Annotated in this window: 26 protein-coding genes; 10 read left to right on the top strand and 16 right to left on the bottom strand. The window is 70.4% G+C overall.

The window, feature by feature from the left end:
- Positions 1-1,091 precede the first annotated feature (1,091 nt).
- From ACH41F_RS41175 to ACH41F_RS41155, 5 genes are all read left to right on the top strand, one after another.
- The gene (locus tag ACH41F_RS41175; protein ID WP_391243925.1) at positions 1,092-1,709 is read left to right on the top strand and encodes a replication/maintenance protein RepL; all 618 of its coding nucleotides are present in this window, start codon (positions 1,092-1,094) and stop codon (positions 1,707-1,709) included.
- Positions 1,703-2,098 (top strand): hypothetical protein, encoded by a 396-nt coding sequence (locus tag ACH41F_RS41170; RefSeq protein ID WP_391243928.1) that lies wholly within the window; start codon positions 1,703-1,705, stop codon positions 2,096-2,098. The genes ACH41F_RS41175 and ACH41F_RS41170 overlap by 7 nt, the downstream gene beginning before the upstream one ends.
- Before the next feature lie 243 nt (positions 2,099-2,341).
- Positions 2,342-2,824, top strand: a complete 483-nt coding sequence (locus ACH41F_RS41165; RefSeq protein WP_391243931.1) for a hypothetical protein — start codon at positions 2,342-2,344, stop codon at positions 2,822-2,824.
- A 112-nt stretch (positions 2,825-2,936) separates the two neighbouring features.
- On the top strand, positions 2,937-3,284 hold the full coding sequence (locus ACH41F_RS41160; protein ID WP_391243934.1) for a hypothetical protein: 348 nt from the start codon (positions 2,937-2,939) through the stop codon (positions 3,282-3,284).
- A 46-nt stretch (positions 3,285-3,330) separates the two neighbouring features.
- Positions 3,331-3,705 (top strand): hypothetical protein, encoded by a 375-nt coding sequence (locus ACH41F_RS41155; RefSeq protein ID WP_391243937.1) that lies wholly within the window; start codon positions 3,331-3,333, stop codon positions 3,703-3,705.
- Between the two features lie 234 nt (positions 3,706-3,939).
- Here the strand turns inward: ACH41F_RS41155 and ACH41F_RS41150 are convergent, their stop codons facing one another.
- The 5 genes from ACH41F_RS41150 to tpg (ACH41F_RS41130) all read right to left on the bottom strand — a co-directional run bounded on the left by ACH41F_RS41150 (position 3,940) and on the right by tpg (ACH41F_RS41130) (position 6,664).
- Positions 3,940-4,197, bottom strand: a complete 258-nt coding sequence (locus ACH41F_RS41150; protein ID WP_217235551.1) for a hypothetical protein — start codon at positions 4,195-4,197, stop codon at positions 3,940-3,942.
- Positions 4,187-4,417 carry a hypothetical protein gene (locus ACH41F_RS41145; RefSeq protein WP_391243940.1) on the bottom strand — a complete coding sequence of 77 codons (231 nt, stop codon included), beginning with the start codon at positions 4,415-4,417 and terminating at the stop codon, positions 4,187-4,189. Before ACH41F_RS41145 ends, ACH41F_RS41150 begins: the two co-directional genes overlap by 11 nt.
- 497 nt (positions 4,418-4,914) lie before the next feature.
- The gene (locus tag ACH41F_RS41140) at positions 4,915-5,181 is read right to left on the bottom strand and encodes a hypothetical protein (protein ID WP_391243943.1); all 267 of its coding nucleotides are present in this window, start codon (positions 5,179-5,181) and stop codon (positions 4,915-4,917) included.
- Positions 5,178-5,966, bottom strand: a complete 789-nt coding sequence (locus tag ACH41F_RS41135) for a hypothetical protein (protein WP_391243946.1) — start codon at positions 5,964-5,966, stop codon at positions 5,178-5,180. The genes ACH41F_RS41140 and ACH41F_RS41135 overlap by 4 nt, the downstream gene beginning before the upstream one ends.
- Positions 5,967-6,070: 104 nt before the next feature.
- Positions 6,071-6,664, bottom strand: coding sequence for a telomere-protecting terminal protein Tpg (gene tpg / locus ACH41F_RS41130; protein WP_391243949.1), 594 nt, complete (start codon positions 6,662-6,664; stop codon positions 6,071-6,073).
- A 133-nt stretch (positions 6,665-6,797) separates the two neighbouring features.
- On the opposite strand from tpg (ACH41F_RS41130), the gene ACH41F_RS41125 reads away from it, so the two are divergent.
- The 3 genes from ACH41F_RS41125 to ACH41F_RS41115 all read left to right on the top strand — a co-directional run bounded on the left by ACH41F_RS41125 (position 6,798) and on the right by ACH41F_RS41115 (position 8,377).
- Positions 6,798-7,106 carry a DUF6300 family protein gene (locus ACH41F_RS41125; RefSeq protein WP_391243952.1) on the top strand — a complete coding sequence of 103 codons (309 nt, stop codon included), beginning with the start codon at positions 6,798-6,800 and terminating at the stop codon, positions 7,104-7,106.
- A 32-nt stretch (positions 7,107-7,138) separates the two neighbouring features.
- The gene (locus tag ACH41F_RS41120; RefSeq protein ID WP_391243955.1) at positions 7,139-7,666 is read left to right on the top strand and encodes a DUF6233 domain-containing protein; all 528 of its coding nucleotides are present in this window, start codon (positions 7,139-7,141) and stop codon (positions 7,664-7,666) included.
- Between the two features lie 108 nt (positions 7,667-7,774).
- Positions 7,775-8,377 (top strand): hypothetical protein, encoded by a 603-nt coding sequence (locus tag ACH41F_RS41115; RefSeq protein WP_391243958.1) that lies wholly within the window; start codon positions 7,775-7,777, stop codon positions 8,375-8,377.
- Positions 8,378-8,439: 62 nt separating this feature from the next.
- Here ACH41F_RS41115 and tpg (ACH41F_RS41110) read toward each other — a convergent pair whose 3' ends face one another.
- Both tpg (ACH41F_RS41110) and tap read right to left on the bottom strand, forming a co-directional pair.
- A complete protein-coding gene (gene tpg, locus ACH41F_RS41110; RefSeq protein WP_391243961.1) occupies positions 8,440-8,997 on the bottom strand; it encodes a telomere-protecting terminal protein Tpg in 558 nt (185 codons plus the stop codon).
- Between the two features lie 6 nt (positions 8,998-9,003).
- On the bottom strand, positions 9,004-11,196 hold the full coding sequence (gene tap / locus ACH41F_RS41105; protein WP_391243965.1) for a telomere-associated protein Tap: 2,193 nt from the start codon (positions 11,194-11,196) through the stop codon (positions 9,004-9,006).
- A 146-nt stretch (positions 11,197-11,342) separates the two neighbouring features.
- On the opposite strand from tap, the gene ACH41F_RS41100 reads away from it, so the two are divergent.
- Positions 11,343-11,927: a hypothetical protein gene (locus ACH41F_RS41100; RefSeq protein ID WP_391243968.1), complete on the top strand. Its 585-nt coding sequence runs from the start codon at positions 11,343-11,345 to the stop codon at positions 11,925-11,927.
- Positions 11,928-12,037: 110 nt separating this feature from the next.
- Here the strand turns inward: ACH41F_RS41100 and ACH41F_RS41095 are convergent, their stop codons facing one another.
- The 8 genes from ACH41F_RS41095 to ACH41F_RS41060 all read right to left on the bottom strand — a co-directional run bounded on the left by ACH41F_RS41095 (position 12,038) and on the right by ACH41F_RS41060 (position 22,116).
- A complete protein-coding gene (locus ACH41F_RS41095; protein WP_391243971.1) occupies positions 12,038-13,114 on the bottom strand; it encodes a hypothetical protein in 1,077 nt (358 codons plus the stop codon).
- A 212-nt stretch (positions 13,115-13,326) separates the two neighbouring features.
- Positions 13,327-14,123, bottom strand: a protein-coding gene (locus ACH41F_RS41090; RefSeq protein ID WP_391244101.1) for an IS5 family transposase whose coding sequence is annotated in 2 segments (ribosomal slippage) — positions 13,327-13,785 and positions 13,788-14,123 — 795 coding nt in all. Because the reading frame shifts where the segments join, the coding sequence is not laid out codon by codon here.
- Positions 14,124-14,897: 774 nt separating this feature from the next.
- Positions 14,898-15,776 carry a hypothetical protein gene (locus ACH41F_RS41085; RefSeq protein ID WP_391243973.1) on the bottom strand — a complete coding sequence of 293 codons (879 nt, stop codon included), beginning with the start codon at positions 15,774-15,776 and terminating at the stop codon, positions 14,898-14,900.
- A gap of 103 nt (positions 15,777-15,879) precedes the next feature.
- Positions 15,880-16,716 carry a DciA family protein gene (locus tag ACH41F_RS41080; RefSeq protein WP_391243976.1) on the bottom strand — a complete coding sequence of 279 codons (837 nt, stop codon included), beginning with the start codon at positions 16,714-16,716 and terminating at the stop codon, positions 15,880-15,882.
- Entirely contained in the window at positions 16,713-18,950 is a 2,238-nt protein-coding gene (locus ACH41F_RS41075; RefSeq protein ID WP_391243979.1) for a hypothetical protein, read from the bottom strand. Before ACH41F_RS41075 ends, ACH41F_RS41080 begins: the two co-directional genes overlap by 4 nt.
- A gap of 849 nt (positions 18,951-19,799) precedes the next feature.
- Entirely contained in the window at positions 19,800-20,099 is a 300-nt protein-coding gene (locus tag ACH41F_RS41070; RefSeq protein ID WP_391243982.1) for a helix-turn-helix domain-containing protein, read from the bottom strand.
- Between the two features lie 143 nt (positions 20,100-20,242).
- Positions 20,243-20,785 carry a GNAT family N-acetyltransferase gene (locus ACH41F_RS41065; RefSeq protein WP_391243984.1) on the bottom strand — a complete coding sequence of 181 codons (543 nt, stop codon included), beginning with the start codon at positions 20,783-20,785 and terminating at the stop codon, positions 20,243-20,245.
- An 8-nt stretch (positions 20,786-20,793) separates the two neighbouring features.
- Positions 20,794-22,116 carry a hypothetical protein gene (locus ACH41F_RS41060; RefSeq protein WP_391243988.1) on the bottom strand — a complete coding sequence of 441 codons (1,323 nt, stop codon included), beginning with the start codon at positions 22,114-22,116 and terminating at the stop codon, positions 20,794-20,796.
- A 221-nt stretch (positions 22,117-22,337) separates the two neighbouring features.
- Between ACH41F_RS41060 and ACH41F_RS41055 the strand changes: the two genes are divergently transcribed.
- Entirely contained in the window at positions 22,338-22,622 is a 285-nt protein-coding gene (locus ACH41F_RS41055; RefSeq protein WP_391243991.1) for a hypothetical protein, read from the top strand.
- 43 nt (positions 22,623-22,665) lie between these two features.
- Here ACH41F_RS41055 and ACH41F_RS41050 read toward each other — a convergent pair whose 3' ends face one another.
- Positions 22,666-22,989 carry a hypothetical protein gene (locus tag ACH41F_RS41050; protein WP_391243992.1) on the bottom strand — a complete coding sequence of 108 codons (324 nt, stop codon included), beginning with the start codon at positions 22,987-22,989 and terminating at the stop codon, positions 22,666-22,668.
- Positions 22,990-23,126 lie beyond the last annotated feature (137 nt).

The raw sequence follows: 23,126 nt of genomic DNA, 5'->3' as shown, positions 1-23,126 counted from the left end.
CCCGCGGAGCGGGTCCCTTCGGGCTTCGCCCGAAGAAGCGAGCCGGGGCGCTGCGCGCCCCGGCCGCTCCCGCTCCGCGTGAGCGGGAGCGGTTCGCTCCGCTCACCGCCAGGCGGCACGCGCTCCGCGCGACCGCCAACCGCAGGGCAGGCGCCTCGCGTTGCGAGGCGCGGTCGGCCTCCGGCCGAACCGGTGGCCTCCGCTGCGCTCCAGCCACTCAAGGCAGACCCGCCAACTCCAGTGCGGGCAAGGCGTGCCACGCTCCGCGCGGCCCACCCACGGGGCTCACGCACAAGCAGTAGCAAGAGGAGGGGAGGTGACGGGTGGTCGGGGAGGGTGGGGAGTCGGGGAGGGTGGAGGTGGGGCGGCTGGGCGTGTGCTTCAAAGATTGAGGCTAGATTAAGACTGGAATGGTGCTGCACCACCTCCGACCAGGGAAAAGGGTCAGCTGAACGGTTCGGACATACAGCGGATGATGAATGTAGAAAAGGGCGCGCGATTGATGAATGGCAGCCTCGTAATGCGGGTGCGGGAAACGGTGGGAAATGCGGGTGGGTGTGTTCGCGGGTGATTAGCAGAAATGGACCGGGTGGCGTTCGGGTGCGGGTGGTGATGAGAGATGCGCATGACGGGGCATTGGTGATCGGAGCCGTCGGTAGCGGGCGGACCTGCGAGCGCCCGGCAGGTCGTGCCGCACCTCGCGCGCGCGTGCGCGTCTTACTGATAAAAGGGCACCGCGCGGAAAGCTGCTCTGACCTGCGGTTTCGCGAGAGGCGATGTGTTAGCCCTGACACATCGACCTGCGGTTTTGTGCCTCCTGCGACACAGCCGCACCACATTTGGCCCCGGAAAGAGGTACAAAATGTGTTCGGCCTGGTCAGGCCCGCATTCTGCCGTCGGCACGCGGAGGGCGGTGTGTCGGCGTCGACACCAGGGGGCCACGCCGACAGGGACAAAGGTCCCTCTGTGCGGGGACAATCTGGGCTAGGGTCCTGGGCACCACACGAGATCGAGCAGCAGGAGCCAGGGTGCCCGGGGACGCGAGTCGCTCCACCAACAGGGGCCGGCGGTCGACGGACCGCGGTGAGCCCGTGACGTCGCCGCTGGCGGACAGCTTCGCCCAGGCGCTGGACCGTACGCCGCCGAAGCCCGGCCGGCCCGTGCGGTCCGCGAACGTCGAGTACACGTACCGGGCTCCCCACGACGCATGGGGGCGCAGCGGCTACAGCATGGTCAGCAACGCCTTCCTCGCCGACGTCCTGGCCGTGCTGATCGCCCGGTACGGGATGTCGCCCGTGCAGTCGGCGGTCCTGCTGTTCTGCATGGGCCGCCAGGTCGAAGGCCGCCTGAAGATCACCCACATCAAGGTCGCCCGGCACCTCGGAGTCGAGCGCGCGAACGTCACCCGGGCACTGGGCAGCCTGGAGAACTGGCACATGCTCCAGCGCCGCGCCAACTCGGTGATCGTGGTCAACCCGCTGATCTGCTTCAAGGGCAACGGCGACCTCCAGCAGGAGGCCCTGGAGCAGCTGCGGCAGGACGCCAGGGCCGCGCTGAAGAAGCACTTCCCGGAGATGCGGGAAGATGTAGTGGCGCTGGAGAAGGCGGCGAGCGAGAGCTTCCCGGAGTTCACGGCCCCGGCCGCGCCGGCCCCGCGCACGCGGCAGCTGGCGTTCGGCGACAACGACGTGGAGGAGCAGGCATGCTGATCCAAGCTCACCTCGGGTTCGCGCAGCTGCACCGCCTGGAGCTCTCCAAGGCCGACTACGACCTGCTCAGCGCGATGATGGAAGTCCAGCGCCCCGGCGGCGAGGTGAACGCCTCCCAGGCCGAACTGAGGGCGCGCGTGGGGCTCAGCAAGAACCGCACGTCCATCGCCATGAGCCACCTGGTGGAGCGGAACGTCGTCCTGCGGCCCGAGGGCCGCTACCGCAGCTACTTCATCCACCCGTACTTCGCCGGGTACGCCTCCCAGGAGGAGATGGAGGACGCGCTGCGCGAGGCGACCGAGGCCATCAAGGCCGGCGCCCTGGCCGCCCCGGCGCTCCCCGCCCCGCAGCGGCATCTGTCCGCCGTGCCCACACGTCGCAGCGCTTGACCGGCCGCCCGGCCGCCCGCCCGGCCGGGTGACACGACATCAGCGGCGCCGCACCCCTCCGACAGGGGGCGCGGCGCCGCTTTCGTGTGCGGGCCGCGTGTGTCACATCCGGACGCACGCTTCCCGCAGGCGGGAAACGTGCAGGTCAAAGGTGCGGGAAAAGAATCATGAGCGGCTCCCTTCCCTGCCCTGTATGGATTCCAATACAGTATGGGAATCCATACAGCTACGGGAGGACTCGCCGTGTTACCCACCCTCGTCACCGCCGCCCTCGCCATCGTCGCCACGCTGCTGGGCGCCATCGTCAGCGGCCGCTTCCAGGAGCGCGCCGCCGAACGGTCCGTCCGCGCCAGCCACGGCGAGGCGATCCGCCGTGACCGCCTGGAGGCCGTCACCGCCCTCGCCTGCGCCATCAGCGATCACCGCCGGGCGATGTGGATGCGCGGCGACGCCGTCCTCAAGCAGGTGGGCACCGAGCGGATCGAGGCCCTGCGCGGCGAGAGCCACATGACCCGGTCCGCCGTCACCCGCCCGCTGGTCGCGCTGCGGGTGCTCATCGAGGACCAGGCGGTGCGCACCGCGGCTGACGAGATGATCACCCTGACCTACGCGATGCGTGACGCGTACGCCACCAGCGAGCAGCTGACCGCCGCCCGCGAGGCCGCGAAGGTCGCCCACGACCAGTTCGTCGACGCCGCCGCCGGCTACCTCGCCCGGACCGCCTGACCGCGCCGCACCCGTGTGCCGCCGGGGCCGCCGACTCGGAATGTCATCGCTCTCCGGCAGCCACGGTCACCACAACCTCCCCCTCGCATCCACGCCCCAGATCGGAGTCCCCATGGAGCAGCAGTCGCAGGCCCTCGCCCGGATCAGCAGTGTCGAGACGTCGGCCGAACGGACCGCCGGCACTTCCGGCGGCGAGGACCTGGCCGTGCTCGCCCCGGCCGCGGCCGCCGCGCTCAACCTGCTCGCCGACGCCGTCCGGCGCGGCGGCGCCGACCACGACGACATCGTCCAGGCCCTCAAGGCCGCCGGTGTCCACGAGGCGTTCGCCAGCGTCTTCGACGCCGCCTCCGAGCGCGTCATGGAGGCCGTCGACGACCCGTACGACTTCGACGAGCGGCTGCACGCCGACAACCTCGCCGGGGCCGCGGGCGACGTCCGGCGCGCCTTCCAGTGGCTGTAGAACCCGCCCCCGCACCCATCCCCGCCCGCCCTTGGGAAGGCCACCGATGACCACCGAGCACACCGACCCCGTCCCCGACCTCACCATCCCGCTGTCCACCGCCGACGCCCAGGCCCTGGGCGACGACGTCGGGCAGATGGCCATGCGGCTCGGTGCCGTACTGCACGGCCTCGCGCAGCTGCGCACCGGCGGGGCGAGCACCGAAGACCTCGCGACGACCATCCTGATGTCCAACGGCCTGCTGAACCGGCTGGAGGGCGTCCGGGACGCCGCAGTGCGCCAGCACGCCGCACAGGGCGGCTCGTACGGCGCGCTGGCGAGCTCCATGGGCGTCACCCGGGCCACCGCGCAGTACCGCCGCGACGCCCTGGTGAAGAAGGACCCGAGCGAGATGGAGAAGTGGGCCACCGGCAGCAGCTGACCCTTTGCAGCGGCGCCGTGCAGCAGACCGACGACAGGTCGCTGCACGGCGCCGCCGTGTTGCAGCACGCGACCTGCTGCACGAGCAGCACCCGTGTGCGGCCTGGGCGCCGGCCTCGCAGTCGACCACCGTGCAGCGCCGCCCACCAGCCTCGCGCTGCACCGTGCAGCGGGATGCAGCAGCGCCCCGGACCACCAGGTGGTCCGGGGCGCTGCACGGGTGCTCGGGAGGCTCCTACGCCTCAACGTACGCGACGATGGTGATCTGCCGAAGGGCCGTGACGTAGTAGATGACGCGGACCCCGTCGACGTCGTCGACGTAGTCGCGCAGCAGGGTGTCGGGCACCGGAGTACCCAGCTCGGGGTTGACGCTGATCGCGACGATCGCGCGGTCCAGGCGGTGCGTCTCGCTCGCCGTGAGCTTCGCCAGCTGGCTCAGCGCGGGCTCCACCAGGACGACCTGGGAACGGCGCGGCGCGTGCTCAGGCGACACGCGGCTGCTCACCGGCGAGGCGCTCCAGGTGGGCGTCGCGGGCTTCCTCCCACAGCACTCCCGTCTCCGGGGACGGGTAACCGTTGGTGGCGATGTCCTCCAGCACCGAGGCGAGGACATCGACCTTCGCGCGCTGGTCGGCCGCGTACGCGCGGACGGACGCGGCGGCGTGCTCATCGAGGGGCTGACGGTCGGGCACGAGGGCCGGCTGCTCGCTCATCCGGGGCTCCTGGGCTGTCATCTGGCGTGTGTCCCCACGGTATCGCCGGGGCGTGGCGCTCCGGGACGGTACGGACGAAACCCACCCGATGACACAGATGACACAGCTGAACAGTGACACAGATGGTCACGACGACCTGGGGAAACGGGGGGTCGATGACACAGGTCGGACTGTTCATGGCTGGCTGTTCAGGCACCGGGACACGGCCAGGAGCACGCTACCCGGCCCGCGTGAGCGGAGCGTGATGACCCAACCGGGCCGCCGGGCAGGGGTGTCACGCTGTCACGCTGTCACGCCGGATCGGGCCTGGAGCAGGGGTTCGGAGCCCTCCCGGCAATCGAAAGGCGTTCAATACGGACATTCGGCGGGTGCTGTCGCGTGGTGATCCGGCGGGCGTGACAGCCAGCGTGACAGGGCGCGTGACACCCCCGATGTGACGCATGGTGAGCGTGACAGGCGGCCGGGGCCCCTCGCCTCCAAGGAGTGCTGGGGGTCGGTCAGTTCCGGAGCGGCGGCCAGACGTGCGGACCGGTGCACTGCCCGCAGGCGGCGCAGCCGGCGCACTCCATACAGAACTGCCGAGGGGCGCGCGGGCAGTGGCAGATCGGGTTGTGGTCGGGGTCGTCGTCGCCCTCGAACCAGGGCTCCCCGAGCGGCGGCGTGTAGTCGACGTGGACCTGGCCGTCGGCAGTCAGCTCTTCGTACCGGGTGCCGCAGCCCGTCGACTGCACCCATGTGGCGACCACGGGGCCGTCGGCGCTCACCGGCTGCTCCGGCCGCGGGCCTCGATCCAGGCGGCGAGCGCGAGTACGGCGTCCGGGTCGGCCTGCGCCAGGCGCACCGCGTGACCCGCGTCGAAGCCCTCCAGTGTCCCGGCCCGCGCCATGGCCCGCAGCAGCGCGCTGTGCGCCCGGACCGAGGCGGGAACGGTGTCCGGGTCCTTCGGCGGGGTCAGGTCGTGGCCCTGGAGGATGGCGAACAGGCGCCAGTCGCCGTACTCGTTGATGTAGTCGAGGGCGTGGCGGTCCTCGGGCTCGTGCAGCACGAGCGGGCCTTCGGCGCCGTAGTACGCGCCGGTCGTACCGAGCAGGCCGGCCTTCTCCAGGGCCATCAGCATGTGGGCGCGCTCGGGCAGCCCGTTGGAGTGCAGCCACTCCTGCCGCTGCTGCTCCATCTCCAGATCCCGCAGTTCTTCCTCGGCTTTGGCCGCTGCTGCGGCTTCGGCGGCGAGCTCGTCCTGGACGACGGCATCGGCCTTCGGGTCGTACGTCCCGCCGGTGGCGGCGAGCAGCTGCACGATGCGTTCCCACTCCGCGACTTCAGCCGGGCCGCGTTCGTCGTCGGCCAGGTCCTCGCGGTCGCGGTCCATGTGCTGCTGCAGCCGGGCGTCCTCGAGCGCGGCCGCGGCCTCGGTGGCGGTCATGCCGGTGGCGCGCCGGCGGACCCAGCCGCGGCCGACCTTCGCCCGGTCGACCGGCTGGCGGGGCGCGGCCGCGCCGGGCGCGGGAACGCGGGGACGCCGGGTGGATCGAGGAACAGGGGTGCTCACACGAGCCTCCCAATCGTCGTGGAAACGGTGACGGGAAATCCGGCTGCCGCGCGGTGGGCGCGACAGCCTTAGACAGGTTTATAGCAGCCCTGAATTCGGCGTGCCTAAAACTTGATATCGAGCCACTCCACGTCCGCGAATTTCACCTCCACGCCCGCGCTCCCGCCACCGCCTTGACGGAAATAGGCGTCCGCTATGGCCTCCGCAACCAGCGCATGCAGATCCTTGTCCGTCGCTCCGGACTCCTGTGCCGCCAGGATGGCGCGGGCGTGGGAGGACGAGACGGCCACCATGAGATCCCGCACCCGGCCCTCATCCGAGGTTCCCTCGGGGCCGAATCCGAAGTAGGCGCGGCAGGAGATGATGAACCCGCCAGAAGTGCTCGCGCGCTGCCTCGCCTGTGCCCTGACCTGCGGTTGCCACTGTGACTCGGTCTCCTGCACCAGAGCCTCCTGGAGGCGCTTCTGCGGCTTCTTGGCCGCACCCGAGCGGTAGCGCTCCACCGTGCGGCGGGAGACGCCCAGGCGCTCGGCTACGGCCTTGGTGGAGCCCTTCGCGCGCGTGAGGAGGAATTTCATCTGGGCTTGCGCTGATTTCGGTGCCGGACGGGTGAACAGGGCCCGTTCGGCGCGTCCGAGGCCGTCGAAGAGCTTGTGCCGGAGCAGGGCCGACGCCCTGGCGTGCTGCTGATCATCCATACCGAGCAGCGTCGGGCCGGTCGCCTGTGGACAGAGGCCGGCGGCTGGACGAACTCTCGCTGCACGTCGGAGGGGTTGACGCCGCAGGTCAGCGGGTCTTGGGTGGAGGCTCACGTCTGCAAGGGGGCTGACCATGGCCTTGGTTGAGCGTTCCGACCGGCTGCCGCAGTGCTCACGCTGCCGCGGCGACCTCATCATCAGTGCGGTGGCGCCGAAGAACGACGCGCAAGGCCGCCCGATCCACATGGAGCTGTGCGCTTCTTGCGACGCGGGCGATGCCGACCGGCCCGCGGCCGGCCTTCTGCTCCAGTTCTTCGCCGACGGCGGCGGGCAGGACGAGACCCGCGCCCCGGAGGCGGCGCACCTGATGATGGAGTGGACGAAGGAGTGCATGGCCGCCCACGGCTGGTACTGGCAGGAAACCCCGCCCGACCAGCCCTGAGCCGTCGGCTGCGGGCGTCTACCGTGGGGCGGGTGACGACGCCTTCCGACGACCAGGCCGTGCCCGTCCCGGTACGCCTCCTGCTCCCGGACGGCCAGGAGGTCGTGGCGCGGCTCTGGCGTCGGCGACAACTGCCGGACGGCTGGCGGTACGAGGTGGGCATCCCGGCGTACACCAACACCTCGGGGGGCGGCGTGGAGCCAGCCGAGTACCGCGTGTGGGTGCGCGCACCCGAGCATGTACGCCCCGTTGACGGCGTCTCGTACGACGCCGTGCCCACCGAGCCCCTGGAGCAGCCCTCACCGGTGCGTGAGGCCCTGGGACCGCGCCGACCCTCCGGGTGGGTCCTGCAGAAGCTGAGCGGCGGCCACGGGCCCGGCCAGGCTGTCCTGCACACTCCGGACTGTGACGAGGCGCCAGAAGGCGCGCCGGTGCTGGAGCTGGAGCGCGCCCTGGACGCTGCCGAGAAGGCCGGCGTCCGGCTGTGTGCGCTGTGCGGCGCGGCGGCCGAACTGGACCCCGTGCTGCGGGGCTTCGACCACATCGGCGACGACGGCTGACCTGACGTTCGCTCGCCGGGATGACCTGGGGCAACAGCCGCGTACGGGTTGTGCGTCAGATACGCAACGAGCCGCACGCGGGGGCAGGTGCACGATCAGCCTGCGGGGATGGACAAGTTGATCGAGTTGGCGAGCACGATCGTTTCGGGGGCGTTCATCGCCTTCCTCGCGACGTGGCTGACCAACCGCTCCCGCAACCGCCAGGAGCAGCAGGCCGAGATCGGTGCCCTGCGGGTGCAGGCCGACGCGATGACGGTGGCGGTGGCGGAACTGCAGGGCGCGGCCGCCGCCAACCGCCTGCTGTGGGAAGGCCCGGCTGAACGGGCACGGTCGTTCCTGCTGGCCGTCCTTGCCTTCGCCGGGGGCGCCGCCCGGGCCCGGATCGCCGGCGGCACAGACAACTTGAGCGGCCTGGTGGGTCTCGGGCAGGCGGCGGAACTGCTGAGCTGGGACCGACGGGCGACCAAGCAGACCGTGGCCGCCGTGCGGGAGCCGCTCGCCCGTGCTGCCGCCGCGGCGGCCCCGCTGATGCGCTACCCCGACCCGGCCGTCGCCGCCACCACCGAGCAGCTGCTGGGTGCTTGCGGGGACGTGGAGAACACGGCGCAACTGGAGGCGGCACTGGAAGCGTTCGGGCAGGCCGTCCGCGCGGCCACCGCACCGCGCCTGTCCTGGTGGGCGCGGCGCCGCGCGGCCCGGGCGTCCTCGTAGGATGCGGAAGCGCCCTGTCCCCGGCAGCTGGAATGCCAGGGACAGGGCGCTTGCGTACGTGCCTACAGCTCGATCTGGATGTGCTCCACGTCGGTGAACTCCACGCCCAAGCCGTGGGCGCGGGTGTTGTTGTTGCGGAAGTACATCTCCGCAAGCCCTTCGGCCGCGAGGCGCTGGAGCTGCTGCTCGTTGGCACCGCTGTCGCGGGCCTCGAAGAGGCGGTCCGCCCAGCGCGGCGGCAGGGCCTGGCTGATGTCGCGGATCCGGGCGTCGTCGGTCGTGCCGGGGGCGGCGGTGAAGCCGAAGCGGGCCCGGGTGGTGACGACCAGGCCGCCGGTGCTCGCGGCCCTCTTCTTGGCCTTCGCACGGATCTGCGGCTGCCACCGCTTCTTGACCTCACGCTCTATGCGGCCGCGCAGCTCCTGGCGGGGCCGCTTGAGCTTGCCCGCGACGTACCGCTCCACGGTGCGCTGGGAGATCCCGAGCGCCTGAGCGGCGGCCTTGGTGCCCTTGAGCTGCTTGACCAGGTACTTCATCTGAGCCTGGGCGCTCTGCGGGATGCGGCGGGTGAACGCCGACTCCAGCGCCTGGTCCAGGCTGTCCCCGATGGGGTCCGGCATGGTCGGCTACTCCCCTTCTCCGGCGCTCTGGTCGGTCTTGATGAGGTTGGCGATGTTGAACACGCCGCCGTGCTCCTCGAACTGCTTTTCCGCCCACAGGACGGTCTGGGTGCCCTGGTGCTTGACCATCCCGGGCGAGACCCCGAGCCGGAACGTGCCCGGCACCGGCTTGCCCTCGTCGGTGTGCGGCAGGACGTCCAGCGGGGACGGGCCGGGCGAGGGGTAGACGATCGCGTCGGTGCCGATCGCGACCGGGTACAGGTCGGCGGCGGCCGCCGTCTTCATCAGCTTGCGGTGCAGGCCGATCCGCTGGCCCGCCAGCACGGCGGCCCGGATGTCGGGGCGCCACGTCTCCCGCTTGAGCGCCGGGTACTCCTCGTAGTACGGCACCTGGCCCCGGCTGCGCTGGCGCAGCTTGCCGATGCCGCCCTTCGCCGTCGCCTTGATCGCGGTCGCCAGCAGCGCCATCGTCGGGTCGACCTGCTTGGAGCGGGCCATCGCGTCCAGGAACTCCTGGCCCTGGAGGTCGGTGGTGACGCCGAGGTCGGCCATCGTCGCCACGTACGCGTCGCGCAGCCGCTTGTACCAGGCGTCCAGGTAGCGGCCGGTCTGGGTGCGCACGTACGCCTCGATCGGCGCGACGTCGAAACCGAGCTCCACCGCGTAGGCGACGGTGGGCGTGGCGTACCAGGCCGGGCCCTCGGGGCGGTCGCCCTTCGGCGTGAACGGGCTCGGGAGCCGGTCGCCGTCGACCGTGCGGCCGTTGATCTGAACGCGGGACAGGTCCACGTGCGAGAGGTCGACCAGCCACGAGCCGGGCAGCGAGGCGTCGAACTTCGGGTTGTTCTTCAGGTGCGTCGGCCCGTTCAGCCCGACGGTGAGGCTATTCGCGGCCGCGGCGAACGACATGTTGATGTCGACCGTGACCAGGAACTGGTTCATGCACTCCTCATCGGTCAGCGGCCGGCACCAGTCGTAGGGCTCCTCCATCAGCATCTCTGCCGGGGTGCGCAGGTGGTGCCGGGCGAACTTGTCCTTGAGGATCGGGTGTTCGTCGGGGACCTCGCACTCCACCACGGGATACAGAGCGGTGAGCGCGTCGTCGTTGAAGGCCCGCTTGAACTCGCCGGTGGCCTCGTCCTTCTCCGCGCGGGTCGGCGGGCGCAGCGCGACCATCAGCTCGAGGCCGGTTGTCGCGGTGGTGCCGCGTGGCGTCATCACCCGCGCCGCGTACAAGCCGAGGTAGCGGGCGAGGTCGGCCGGGTGCATCGTCGGCAGCTGCGGGTCGTCCTTCTTGTCCCACTCCCGGGCGTCCAGCGCGTTCCACGGCAGGATGCACAGCTGGACGCAGCGCCGCTTGGAGCCCTCGGGCTCGCGGTAGACGCGCGCCCACGGCCCGAATCCGCGCTGGGTGAGCTGGAGACCGGCACGCTTGATCTGCTTGACCACCTTGTGGCTGTCCGCGATCCGTCCGTGGCGCCGCTCCTCCTCCGACAGGTCGGCGGGCAGGCCGTAGCGCTCCAGGGCGGCCGCGGTCAGGACGAGGATCGGGTCGGCGTCGCGACCGTTGCGGTGCAGCCGGGCCTGACCGAGCCGGGCCTCGGTCAGCGTCCAGTCGACCAGCGCCGGGATCGACTTGGCGGGCACGTCCAGGACCAGGCCGCCGACGCAGTACGCCGACACCTGCCCGTCCTGGTCGGCGTCGATGACCGCGAGCGGGCCGTTCTCGAAGCGCGGGTCGACGGCGGCCGCCGTGGTCTTCTTCGCCACCGCCTTCTTCGCGCCCGGGCGCCGCGACGTCGACGGCGGCCTGGTCGCCGTGGCCGACGCCGGGCGGGCGGGCGGCTTCGCGGCGGCCGGCGCCGACGGAGCCGGAGTCTCCGGGGCGGGCGCGGCGGTGAACGTCTCCGGCACGGCGGGCTCGCCGGGCGCCTCGGGCTCGGGGGCGGGGAAGCGTTCGGCCAGCTTCTCCAGGAGCCGGGCGTAGGCGGCGCGCTGCGGCGGCCGCGGCTCGGTCCGGCCGGCCTCCCAGTTCCCGACCGCCTCGCGGCGGGTGTCGAGAGCCTTCGCGATCTGGGCCTGGCTCAGCCCGGCAGCCTCGCGTAGCCGCCTGCGCTCGGCAGGCGGCGGCAGGTCGTCTTGGGCGACCTGTTCCAGCAACGCGTCCACGTTGCTGAGCAGCTCGTTCTCAGTGGGCACAGAGCTCACCTCCACTAGACACCCTACATCAATCGCTCATTGGATCGCACCTTAAGTCGCTCATGAATCGCTCATCTGGAGTTTCGCGTAAGCGGCGGCACAGGAACGTCAGACAGGGGCAGACAGGGTCCGGCAGACTCCTGGCCATGGACGCGGGGCTTGCGGGACTTCTGGGTGGTGTCATCGGCGCAGCGGTGGGGGCGATCGGTGCCACCGCGTCGGCCTACATCACCGGCCGGAAGGCGGAACAGCAGGCACGGATCCAGGTCCAGGCCCAACTGGCACAGGCACAATGGCAGCTCCGCCTCGAGTACCTGAACCAGCGTCATGAACCCCGGGCGCAGGCATACACCGCCGTACTGACCCTCGCCGCCGAGGTCCGGCAGCTGCTGGAGCGGGCGATCGGGTGCATGGAAGCGCACGACAGTGCCCAGTACCCGACCGTCGTCCAGCAGATAGAGGAAAGACTCAAGGGGTTCGCGCCTCTCTACACCCGGGTCCGGGTGGAAGGCCCCGAAGCAATGCTCTACCCGACCCAGGTCATCGAGGCCGTCCTCTCCCCCTTCCTGTGGCCGATGGAGGACTTCTACGACTTCGAGGACTACGAGGGGCTCTGCGACTACCGGAACAAAGTCTCGGAAGCTGTCTACGGGTTCGTCGATGCCGCTCGAAAGACGCTCAACGATGACCTGCTGACCAGCCGCCTCGCCGCCAGCCCCGAACACCCTTAACAGCTCGCGGCTTCTCACACTTTGCTCCGCTGCTTCCCTGACAGCGGCTACCCCCATGCGACGCGGCGCCAGCTCCCGCCACCGGCTGAGACCGCGGCTGTCCTCTCCGGCTACGAGGCGGTTGGCGCGGCGCGCTGGACGTGCAGGGGCGGCGGTAGTGGAAGCCGGAGCTCTGCCACCCCCCGGATGTTCAGTTCGCCGGCCTCTGCCCGGCGCAGCAGTTCGCCCGCGTTCTTCAGCGCCATGACGACCCGGGTGCGCAGGCGGGGATGGAACGGCATGGCGAGCGGGACGAGGGCGTCGATGGCGGCCGGGTTCGGGAACGAGCTGTTGCGCAGCTCGCCGACGACCCGGTTGAAGGCGGAACCGAGCTTGGGCGGCAGCTGAACGTGGGAGCGCTGCAGCGAGGACAGCAGCAGCGCCAGCATGTCCTCGTACGCGGTGCGCAGGGCGTTGATGCTGTCGTACGACACGATGTCGGCGGCGAACAGCCCGCGGCTGCGCTCGAGACGTTCGAGGATGGACTTGAGCATCTTCAGGTCGATGTCGCCGGCATACCGCAGGGGCCGGTCCACCCGGGCAAGCAGCTTGCCGCCTTCCACGCCTTCCCTCCAGGAGAAGCTGCTCAGGAGGTGGAACCATGCCTCCTGGCTCCGCAGGGAGTAGACGCCGCAGCCGATGAGGATCTGGTAGAGGATCTTCGCCTTCAGCGGGCGCGCGCCGCGCAGGACGGCCCCGTACGTGACATGGGAGTAGCCGGGCGCCTGTTGGGCGAGGGTGCGGTGGCTGAGCCCGTTGAAGTCCAGCAGGGTCTTCAGGAGCTCGCGCAGCTCGGCTTCGTCGACGGCGTGCGGTGGGGTGAGGTGGCCGGTGCGCTCCCAGCGGCTCAGTGCCTCGCGGCACAGGTCACCGGAGAATCCGGCGGCGGCCAGGCGCAGGCTCTCCCAGCGCGCGCTCCAGCTCTCGGGGTCGCCGCCGCAGGCCAGGACGTAGCCGTTGACGGTCGCCCAGGTGGGCAGTTTCTTGCCCGCGTGGGCGTTCGACAGCGTCGCGGTGGACAGCCCGCTGTGTTCGGCCATCAGCGACAGCGGCGGGTTGCCGGCCTGCTTGCGCAGCGCCTGGAGGTCGCGGGCGAAGGTCACCAGCGGGTCGTTGGTGGGGGGCAGTTTCTTCATGGGACGGGCCACGGCGTCCATCTCCTTTGCGAGCCCGGAACGGGGCCGGGGCCCGTCGGTGAGACGGGCCCCGGGGGATCGGGTCAGAGCAGACGCTGGCGCAGTTCGGCGGCCAGCAGGCCGCCGGCCCCCAGGATGGCGAGGGCTTCCTCGAGTTTCATCCCGCGGGCGAGCAGGACGAACAGCGCGGCCAGGAGTATGACCAGCAGGAGTAAGACGTCGTCTCATTTGGTGAGTCTGCGGTAGCAGATGAGGCTGCAGGCGATGGCGGTGAAGGCCAAGAAGTGCTCGGCCTTGCGTTCGTAGCGGCGGTGCAGACGGCGGCAGCCGGCCAGCCAGGACATCGTGCGCTCGATCGTCCAGCGGTGCCGGCCCAGCCGGGTGGAGGACTCGATGCCCTTGCGGGCGATGCGGTGCCGGATGCCTCGCTTGCGTAGCCATCGGCGCAGGTGGTCGTAGTCGTAGCCCTTGTCCGCGTGAAGCTTGGCGGGCCGGCGTCTGCGTGGGCCGCGGCGGGAGCGGATCGGCGGGATGCCGCGCACGAGCGGCTCGAGTGCCTGGCTGTCGTGGAGGTTCGCGCCGGAGATCCCGATGGAGAGGGGTAAACCGGTCCGCTCGGTGATCAAGTGGATCTTCGAGCCTTTCTTGCCCCGGTCGACAGGATTCGGACCTGTCAGGTCCCCCCTTTCAGGGCCCGCATGTTCACCGAGTCGATCGCGCAGCGCGACCAGTCCAGGTCTCCGCGCGAGCCCAGTTCGTCGAGGATGAGGCGGTGCAGCTTCGCCCAGACCCCGGCGGCGGTCCACTCGGTGAAGCGCCGGTGCGCGGTCGGCCCCGACGGGCCGAAGACCGGCGGCAACTGCCGCCAGGTGCAGCCCGTCGTGGCCACGAAGATGATCGCGGCCAGCACCTCGCGATCCCCGTACCGGCGCCGGCCCCCGCCCTGGGGCCGCGATGGAGCAGGCGGGGCCACCCGCTGGAACAGCTCCCACAACTCGTCCGAAACCATGCGCTCGACCATCACCACACGGTTCAGACTACCCAGCGCACCAAATGAGACGACGTCTAAGGAAGCCAGCGGCGAGGCCTTGGCAGCGCTCGCCGGGGTGTTCGCGCACGGCCCGTTCTGCTCAGCAGGAACGGGCTCAGGAAGCAGGTACGACAAGGAAGTTGACTCCCAACAGGAGGCGGATGGTCAGCAAGCGGTCCGGAACTTGGTGCTCAAGTGCCTTGCAGGGCACGGGACTTCACGCCGGTGGTTGCAGCCACAGGCGCCAGCGAAACCCACGTTACCCACGCTTACGCGCGAGAATGCCGATTCAGTTCCCATTGGAGGCAAGCCGTAAATAAAGCGCCGACCTGTTATTTAACGACCGGAACGGAATTGTTCAAAGAGTGACTCGCTGCCGCATTTAACAACCCGCGAATCTGCCTCATAAGTGCAGGTCAGGCAGTGTGTGGATCGGACACGGGGAACTGTCTGCCTACAGTCCTTGTGGAGGTTAATTATCCCCCTCATTCTTGAACTCGTTCCCACGTGCGCGTACGTACGCGCACTAGAGAGGCGCAGGTCCAACGGTCCGGACACGCACCGCAGAACGCAGGAGGCCCCGTTGCAGCGGGGCACCTCCGCAAGGTGGCACGGCCAACAGGTCAGCCACTGGACTTCCTTCCACCCGACGATGACGACTCTCGCGGGCCGAAGGGCGTACGGCAAGAGGGCAGGGTCCGGCGGAATCCGCCGGACCCTGCCGCATGCTCAGAGCCGCGCCATCGTCGCGCCTGGGCAGTGTTCTCAGACGGGACGGTGCGGGCCGCCGAAGTCCTGGTCGGTGAACGTGCCGAGCAGAGGCTTCGCAGTGACAGGAGCGGCGTGGGGTTCTCCGCACACGGGGCCGTGCTCACTGTCGGGAGTGACCCAGACACCGGTCCACCGCGGGTGGCGGTCGGTGATGGGTTGCCCGCAGTCCGCGCAGAGCACGACGGGGACACCGTGCTTGCGCAGTAGGCCGGCAAGTCCGGTCCGCTGGAGCTCGGGGACGTGGTCGTAGTAACCGAGCCAGCCGGACATGGTCTGGGAGGTGTTCCAGGTAGCGGTATCGCGGGTGTCCTCCCAGGTGGTGTCCGGGCCGACCGGGTGGAGAAGACGCCACCCGAACACCGGCATGCCCGGCCCGTGCAGTTCCGGCTCTTCACGGAAGGGCTGCGGAACAGCGGCGGTGTAGTCGGGACGAACCTCGCGGATCTCAGCCTCCAGGACCGGCCGGATCACCGTGTGAAGGTCATCCAGGGCGGCGAGCACTCCGGCCTCCAGCAACTCCCGCCCCTGCTCCCCGGCCTGGTGCCAGGCACACAGCAGGAGCTCCTCAAGATGGCCACCGACGAAGACGGCCTGTTCGACGGTGGCGGTGCCGTCGTCGGCCAGGAGGACACGGTGGCGCATCGTCGACCCGTCAATGCTGCCCGTCCACTCCACGGGCTCGCCGGCCTGCACGGCCTTCACCCCGTCGGCAGGAGTGGGGAACCGTTCAGCCATGGCCTCGGGCATGTCGATGCCCTCCTGCGGGGCGTCGTCCCAGTCCACCAGTTCGAGACCCGCGTGCTGGGCGGGAGCAGTCCGGACCGAGGTTTGCTTCCGGGGCGCCTTGCGGTCCTTCTTGCGCTTCTTCGGCATCGTCGTGGGTCTCCTTCACCTTCGCGGCCACCTGGCCTCGATCCTTGCATTCGGCAGCGGCCCCCAGGCCGGACTCAGCAGCAACAGCCCGGGCAGCTTCTGATCAGGCCGTGCGCTCCAGCTCCACCGCGCTGGCTGCCCCCTCGAGGTGTCCCGCCGCGGTGCTGTCCTGCCGAGCCGCTCGCTCGACACGGGCCCGCCGCAGCGCCAGGGCGCGGGTGGCTTCGGATTCGCGGCGGCGCTGGATGCGGCCCGCTTCGATCGGGGCCGGTTGGTCGTCCGAGGACACCTCCGGCTCCGGGAACGCGCGGCGGCTCAGCTCGCGCATCGCCCGGTTCTGGCGTTCGACTGCCTGCGCGATGCCCTGGTCCACCCGCCGCGCGGGCGCGACAGACTGGTGCGCGGCGAGCGCCTGGCGGTAGCCCTCGGACGCCAACTCGCGGGTTTTCACCGGACCGTTGGGCGCGGCCGCCGGGGCGACAGCGTCCGGTTCGGACACAGGCACCGACCCGGGTGCGAGGATCCGCAGGCCGCGCACGACCGTACGGCCCGCCGACTCGTTCGCCGCCTGGACGACGCGGGCCTGCTCCAGGCGCAGCTTCGTCGCCCAGGCCGCCGACTCCGGGCACACGGTGAGCCGGCCGGAGTCGGCGTCGTACCCGACCGCAGCGACGTGCCCGGCGAACTCGGGGGCGATGGCCTCCCACCGCTCCCGCAGCGAAGCGCCGGCGGCCGGGAGCTCCCACGCCCGCTCGTTCACCAGCATGCCGATCGCGGCACCGAGCCCCAGCGGCTCCCGCCCGCCGTGCCGCACTGACGGCGTCATGCGCGGCTTCGCCTTCGCCGGACGGCCGTTGCCGCCGTTCTTCCGCGCCGTCTCCAGTGCGGCCTGCAACGCGACCCGCGCCAGGTCGACCCCCGACAGCTCGCCGCCGCTCATGACTGCTCCCAGGTGGTGTAGCCGAGGTTGAGGTGCGCGAGGCGGGACATCCGGGTCACCTGCGAGACGAACGCCCTCGTGAACAGCCGTTGCGCCGACACCTCGCCGTACCGGTCGATGTGGTCGAAGACGACCTGGTGGTCCTTCGCGGCGCGGTTGCGCCAGTCCAGGACCTGCTCGCGGGTCAGTTCCTCGAGGACCAGCGGCGCCTGGTCGACGACGTCGTCCTGCGGCTCCGGTGCGACGGCGGGTGCCGGGCGGGGAGCGGGCAGCACGACCGGGGCCGACGGCGCGGCCGGCTCATCGATGGCGGGGCGCACGGCCGCGGCTTCGGCACGGTTCTTGGCGGCCGCCGCCTTCCGGGCCCGGACCTGCTCCCAACGGTGCTCGCGGGCCCACGCCTGGGCGGTCACGGTCTCGTGCAGCTGCCGCTCGGTCGCCGTACGGCGCTCCTCCGGCGAGGCGTACGGCATCGCGGCGTCGACGGCGGCCGCGACCGCCTGGCGCCGGTCACGGCTGTCGAACCGCCGGTCCTCGCACCGCGGGCACTCACGGCCCGAGTCGAGCAGCACGCCCTCGTCGCACAGCTTTTCGCCGCACTCCTGACGCTGGGGCAGAGCACGGCTGACCAGCCAGCCCACGGGGCTCGTGATCGGCGCGCCCAGACGCATCTGCTCCTCCAGGCGCCGAGTGAGGCGGTCGGCGAGGATCTGCGGCGCGTCGACGCGGCCCGCGAACCCCTCCACCCGGAGCAGCTCGGTACGGGTCGCGGACTCCACCAGCTTCCGGGCGCCCCGACGCTCCAGGCGCTCCCACACCAGCCGGACCGGCTCCAAGATCACCCGCAGGTCTTCCGGCGGCAGTGGCACCCTCCCCCGCTGCTGCCTGTTCTGACCCGCACCGTCCACGGCCCGCACCGAAGCGCCGACCACCGACCCGCAGTCGCCGTTCTCGCTGCTCATCGACGGGGACTTCTCGCGCTGTTCCCCGCGAAGCGGGCCGCCCTCTCGGTCGACCAGGCGCAGCTCGTCAGCGGCATCAGCGTCTGGGGCCTGGTCCTCGCACGTACCCGCGCGCTCCGGCCGACCACCGGTCCCACCACGGCCTTCGCCGGAAAACCCACAAGAGAGCTCAAGCGACCCACCAGGAGTAACCCCAGAAGCGTGAGAGGCGTGAAGGTGTGCAGCAACGGCGAGGTCTGCCGTATCGGCCTCTTGGCCCTGCCCGGCACCCGACACCCCAGTAACCGCAAGGGTCCCAGCGTCCTCGCCAGTCTCAAGATCTCCGGATGCAGTAACAGCAAGGTCTGAAAACACGGCGTCGGCGGACTCGCGGGCCTCCCGTACGAGCAGACCGTGCGCCTGGGCGACCGGCAGCAGCCGCACCCGGCTGCGCGCGTTCATCTGCGACGCCGTCTCGCGCCGGTCCACCGTCACCGTGCCCCGCTCCTCCAGCCGAGCCAGGACCTTCGCCCCGCCCGACGGCGAGCAGCCCAGCAGCCGGCCGACCGTCGCCGCCGGACGGCCCCGCTCGGTGTCCACCGACCCCGGGCACAGCTTCAGCCAGCCTTTGGAGTTCGTCGACAGCACCATCAGCAGCAGCCCGAGCCGGTCCGTGGCCGCCCCGCGCCCCGTACGGTCCGCGAGCATCCCGGCCGGAGTCACCCGCCCGTCCTTGTGCGTCCAGCCCGGCGCGAACAAGACCTCGATCAGCTTGAGCAGCACCGCCAGCTCCACCCGCGACAGCGCCAGGACGTGCCGCCGGTCCCCGGCCTGCTGCGCCCGGTACATCGGGATCACCCAGCACTCCAGGCCCGTCGCCCGCCCGGCCGCGCTGTTCGTCTCGTTCGACCCGAGCACGCCGCGCTCGCGCAGCTCCGGCAGCACCGTGTGCGCGACCCGCGACTTCCCCAGCCCGAGCCACCGGCCCAGCTCCGCAGTAGTGATCTCCGTGCTGTAGTCGGCAGCAACCCGGGCCTTCGCCAGCAGCACCACCGACGCCAGCCGCGTGGCGTCACACGCCCCGTCCAGCGCCGGGCCCGACACCAGCGCACGCACCGCCGCGAGCAGCCGCGTGCGCATCGTCTCCGTCAACTGGAGCGGGTTGCCCAGCTCCAGCGGAACGACCGGACCGGCCTGAGCCGGAACCGACCGCAGCCGAGAGCGCGGCGCCCCGCCGATGAACTCCGAGCGAGGGGGCACGAGCGGGGCGGCCCACGCCGCGACCGCGCTCACTGGACACCCCGCAGAGACGTCAGAACATGATCCATCCAGCGACCATGGACCAGATCACCTGTGGATAGATTCTGGTCAGCCGCAGAGACCCCCGGCGCTCCCGCACCGCGGGCAACAATCTTGGAACCCGTCCCGCCACGCGGGACGACACCCTCCCGGGCGCCGCCGTCGACGCAGTTGTCGACGACATCCGAGAGCGGGTGCACGAGCGGGGCGGCAGACACCGCGACCACGCTCATCGAGCAGACCCCGAAAGAGCTGCTCTTGGAGCTTCCTACTGGAAGACCCTCTTCCTGTACGAAGCGGGTAAAGGGGGAGGACTCGGGCGACGATTCCGTCACGCGGGAAGCCCGCTGTGCCTGAACCGGTGTGAAACGGACAGGGTCAAGCTGACAGGGGGACACCACTTCGGGCACTATGAGAAACGACCTGCTCTCCATATAGCTGGACCGACCAGAGCCCTCGGGCCCGGCCGAACCAGATGTGCGGATGGGTTGGGATCGCCCCCTTCGTGAGAAGCGGGCGGACGCCGATGGGTGGGGGGAGATTTCTCCTCTCGTCTCGGTGGTGCTGAATCGCGAAGCCCCTGTGGTGGGGGCCCGCGAACGGGACTGCTGGGCTTCCTCCTCTCGGTGGGTACTGCTGCGGCTGTGGTGGCCGTGGTTAGTGCGCAGTGGCCCTGATGAGGGGCCGATTGGGATATGTGCGGCTCGATGAGCCGCAGCTCAGGACCGGTGACAGCCGGGACCTGAGCGGCCGACGCGGGTGGTTAATCCGGTCGGTAGACGGGCCGCGCGAGGCCAGCGGGTGGTAAGTCCGCTCCTTGGCGCGCGCGGCCGATGACCTAGGTCATCCCGACCCCCTTGATTCCGAGGCCGGCGTCGGCATGCCCGCATCCAGTTCCGCAGCCTGCGGGAACCGCTCGGCAAGCCGCTTGAGCAGGTGCATGTAGACCGCGCGGTGAGGCCGACGCGGATGGGTCTGCCCCAACTCCCAACGAGCCACGGCGAGGCGCTTCACGCCCACAGCGTCCGCAACCTCCTGCTGGGTGAGGCCCGCAGCGAGACGCAGCTGCTGCCGCACGTGCGGCAGCGGCAAGACGTCATCGAGTAGGGCGTCCACCCGCTCCAAGGGGTTCGCGTCGGACATGACCCAGCCTTTCAAGATCGATGATCTCCTGAAAGATACACGACGGGAGTGATCTTTGCCATCGCCGAACGATGCGTCGACAGTGTCGTGTTCAGACCGGACCCGCTTCGTCCTCCCGGCGCATTGCACGAACCGTGTCGCCATCACCAGCTCCACTCGTGGGCGAGGACGGAGAACAGAACGCTGTCGCGCCACTGCCCGTTGGTGAAGACGTGGTCCCGCAGCGTGCCTTCGCGGGTGAAACCGAGCTGCTGCACGACGGCGATCGAGGCGGTGTTGTCCGGGCCGATCGCTGCGGTGATCCGGTGGAGACCGAGGTCCTTGAACGCGTACGTGACCAGAGCGCGGGCCGCGTCCCTGGCGTAGCCGCGGCCCCACTCCTTCGCTGCGATGGCGTAGCCCAGCTTCCCGGCCTGGACACCACTGAGCCCGATCCGGGCGAAGCCGATCACGCGGTCGTCGTCGCGCTTGGTCACCCCGAGGTAGAACTCCGTCCGCGGTTCCTGCCGGGTGCGCTCGAGCGTGCCCTCGATCATGGCGACGGCCTGGTCGCGGTCACGGCTGTCGAAGCTGAGCCACGTCGTGACCTTGTCGTCACCGATGATCGCCAGGACGTCTTCGACGTCCTCCATGCAGAACTCCCGCAGCACGACGGTGCTGCCGGTGACGCGGATCGGATACGGCAACGGAACTCCTAACGGGGCAGGGACTTCAGAGGCGTACGAGTGAAGACCTCGATCTGCTCCTGCAGATCGGCGCCGGCATCGGCGAGCGGCGAGTCCCGCAGCGCGCGGTGCACCCGCTGCGTGCAGGTGATGATCCCGTTGATGCGCTGCTCGGGAACGAGCCCGAGGACCGGTGCAACGGCCTCTTCGGCGCCTTCCAGCTCGCCAGCCTGAATGCGCGCGATGGCCAAAGCGCTGTGGGAGCCGGCCTGATCGCCGAAGGCCCACTCCGGAGACGAGTTGTCCGCGTAGGCCTCCACGGCCCGCGTGGCGTAGTCGCCTGCGGCTTCAGCCTGCGACGGCAGCCACGACAGGGCTTCCGCCGCGTAGTAGATCTGCCGGGTGCGACCGAAGCTGCACAGGCCACCGAGCTCGTCGACCTCGTCCTCCTGGACGAGGTCCCACGCGCTCTCGGCTCGCTCGATGGCGGCCCGGGCCGCGTTCGCGTTGCCGAGGGCCGCCCAGGCGCGGGCCTCGTTCATCGGCAGCCACACGCTGGAGGTGTTGGTCGCGGCGAATTCTGCGCCGGACTGGGCGTACTTGACGGACTCGCGCGTGCGGCCAGCCCAGTACGAGACCAGGGACTGGATGCCGCGGATCCACGCGCGCAGGCCGTTGTGGTCGGCGTTGTCCGCGCAGACGAACGCCGTCCGGGCCTGGGTTAGGGCCGCGTGCGGGTCGGCGAGGTCGTGCGAGGCCTTCGCGAGCAGACCCCCGGTGACCCCGGCGAGGAAGTACAGCTGGCGCGCCTGAGAGGGGCGGCGCTGCTGTTCCAGCAGGGTGAAGACCGTGTCCTGCGTCGTGATCAGATCGGGCAGCAGCTCCGACAGGGACAGCTGCGGGTAGTCCGTCGCCAGACGCTGGACGTCCGCGTGTACCTGCTCCATGACGTCGGATGTCAGCTCCGTCTGACCTGCTGCAAGGGCGAAACTCTTAGCGCGTCGTGCTGCCATTTCAATCAACTCCCGGTCCGCAGTCGGCTGCCCTGTGGCCAGGACCAGCCCCGTGGATTCGTCCACCGCCGGTAAGGCTTCGCCGCCCCAAGGGGCGAGAAGCGCATCGATCGGCTTGCCGAACATCTGTTGCAGAACACGGCGCATGACTGGGGTGGTGCTGGCCCGCTCTCCACTGGCCAGCCGCCGCAGGTGCCGAGTGCTGAGGGTGACGTCCTCCCCCAGCTCATCGGCGAGACGCCCGAAGTCACGGACGATCTCTTCATACGTGCGCGGCTGCTGGCGCAGCAGGAACTCCAACGTGGTGCGTGGATCCCCCTTGCGTGCGTTGCCGGCCACCAGTCCTCCCGAGTCACGAATACGTGCTCTGCAGCGCCAGTGTCGTGCCGCGACGACGGCTAGTCAGCAGAGCGAGAGCCCTGGTCCGCCAGCGGTCCTCTTCATGTCCCGGACTGGTCCGGTACGGGGCCGCTGCCGGACCTCGTTTGGTCATGCTCCCCCATCAGACGGTTGTGATCAGCAAATTCATGCGACCCGGCGGCGAGTTGAGGAGGGGCACCATGACCGACGACCGGCATCTGGTGACCGACGCGCACGGCCGCTCCACTGACCTCACATCCAACGCCCCCGGCATCGGCTGCCGTTGCGGTGATCGCGCACCGCTGCCGAGGACCCGGCACTGGGCCCGAGCCGCCGTGGCCATCACGGCGATCCTGACCGTTGGCCTGGTCGTCTCGGTCCTGCTCCTGGTGGTCCGGGACATCGTCACCACCGTGGCCGGCACCGGCGTTACCGGGTTGATTCTGAAGGCCCTGCTGGCGCCCTCCAACAGGAGGGACCGGTGAGCGCCATGGTGGAAACGACGATGCCGTGGTCATCAGGACCAGCTCATTTGTTTGCCGCGAGCCGGGCCTGGACGATGTACGCGTACGCGGCCCCCAAGGCTCCGTACTGTGCACCGCCTTCAGTGACGAGGGCTGCGTCAGCCGCGTCGGCCGCGTTCTTGAGCTGGCGAGCGACGGCGTCCGGCACAGTCGGTGCCTCCGCGAACTCCTGCAGCCGCATGACCATTAGGTCCAGCGCAGCATCCCTGGACACGCCGGCGGGCCCTTCCGAGCTCACGAGGGCGGGGATCCAGCCGTTGTCAGCGTCGAGCGCGCTGCGGAGCTCTTCCACCAGCTCTTCGCTGGTCAGGCGCTTTCCGGCGTTCATGTTGGGCTCAGTCTCCAGGAGTTCAGAAGGAGGGGGCCGGGGGGGGGGGGGGGGCCCCGCGGGGGCCCCCCCCCCCCCCCCCCCCCCCGCCCCCCCCCCCCCCCCCCCCCCCCCCCCCCCCGGGGCCCCCCCCGACG

It is taken from the genome of Streptomyces sp. NPDC020489 (genome assembly GCF_044386545.1).
GTDB lineage: Bacteria > Actinomycetota > Actinomycetes > Streptomycetales > Streptomycetaceae > Streptomyces.
This window is presented reverse-complemented; position numbering and strand designations above follow the sequence as displayed.

Coding starts and splice junctions, on each gene's coding strand:
- tpg (WP_391243949.1), bottom strand. CDS start 6,664: ATGGATGATCAGCAGCACGCCAGGGCGTCGGCCCTGCTCCGGCACAAG.
- ACH41F_RS41125 (WP_391243952.1), top strand. CDS start 6,798: ATGGCCTTGGTTGAGCGTTCCGACCGGCTGCCGCAGTGCTCACGCTGC.
- ACH41F_RS41115 (WP_391243958.1), top strand. CDS start 7,775: ATGGACAAGTTGATCGAGTTGGCGAGCACGATCGTTTCGGGGGCGTTC.
- ACH41F_RS41055 (WP_391243991.1), top strand. CDS start 22,338: ATGACCGACGACCGGCATCTGGTGACCGACGCGCACGGCCGCTCCACT.
- ACH41F_RS41050 (WP_391243992.1), bottom strand. CDS start 22,989: ATGAACGCCGGAAAGCGCCTGACCAGCGAAGAGCTGGTGGAAGAGCTC.
- ACH41F_RS41170 (WP_391243928.1), top strand. CDS start 1,703: ATGCTGATCCAAGCTCACCTCGGGTTCGCGCAGCTGCACCGCCTGGAG.
- ACH41F_RS41080 (WP_391243976.1), bottom strand. CDS start 16,716: ATGAGCGGCGGCGAGCTGTCGGGGGTCGACCTGGCGCGGGTCGCGTTG.
- ACH41F_RS41085 (WP_391243973.1), bottom strand. CDS start 15,776: ATGCCGAAGAAGCGCAAGAAGGACCGCAAGGCGCCCCGGAAGCAAACC.
- tpg (WP_391243961.1), bottom strand. CDS start 8,997: ATGCCGGACCCCATCGGGGACAGCCTGGACCAGGCGCTGGAGTCGGCG.
- ACH41F_RS41100 (WP_391243968.1), top strand. CDS start 11,343: ATGGACGCGGGGCTTGCGGGACTTCTGGGTGGTGTCATCGGCGCAGCG.
- ACH41F_RS41155 (WP_391243937.1), top strand. CDS start 3,331: ATGACCACCGAGCACACCGACCCCGTCCCCGACCTCACCATCCCGCTG.
- ACH41F_RS41145 (WP_391243940.1), bottom strand. CDS start 4,417: ATGAGCGAGCAGCCGGCCCTCGTGCCCGACCGTCAGCCCCTCGATGAG.
- ACH41F_RS41160 (WP_391243934.1), top strand. CDS start 2,937: ATGGAGCAGCAGTCGCAGGCCCTCGCCCGGATCAGCAGTGTCGAGACG.
- ACH41F_RS41070 (WP_391243982.1), bottom strand. CDS start 20,099: ATGTCCGACGCGAACCCCTTGGAGCGGGTGGACGCCCTACTCGATGAC.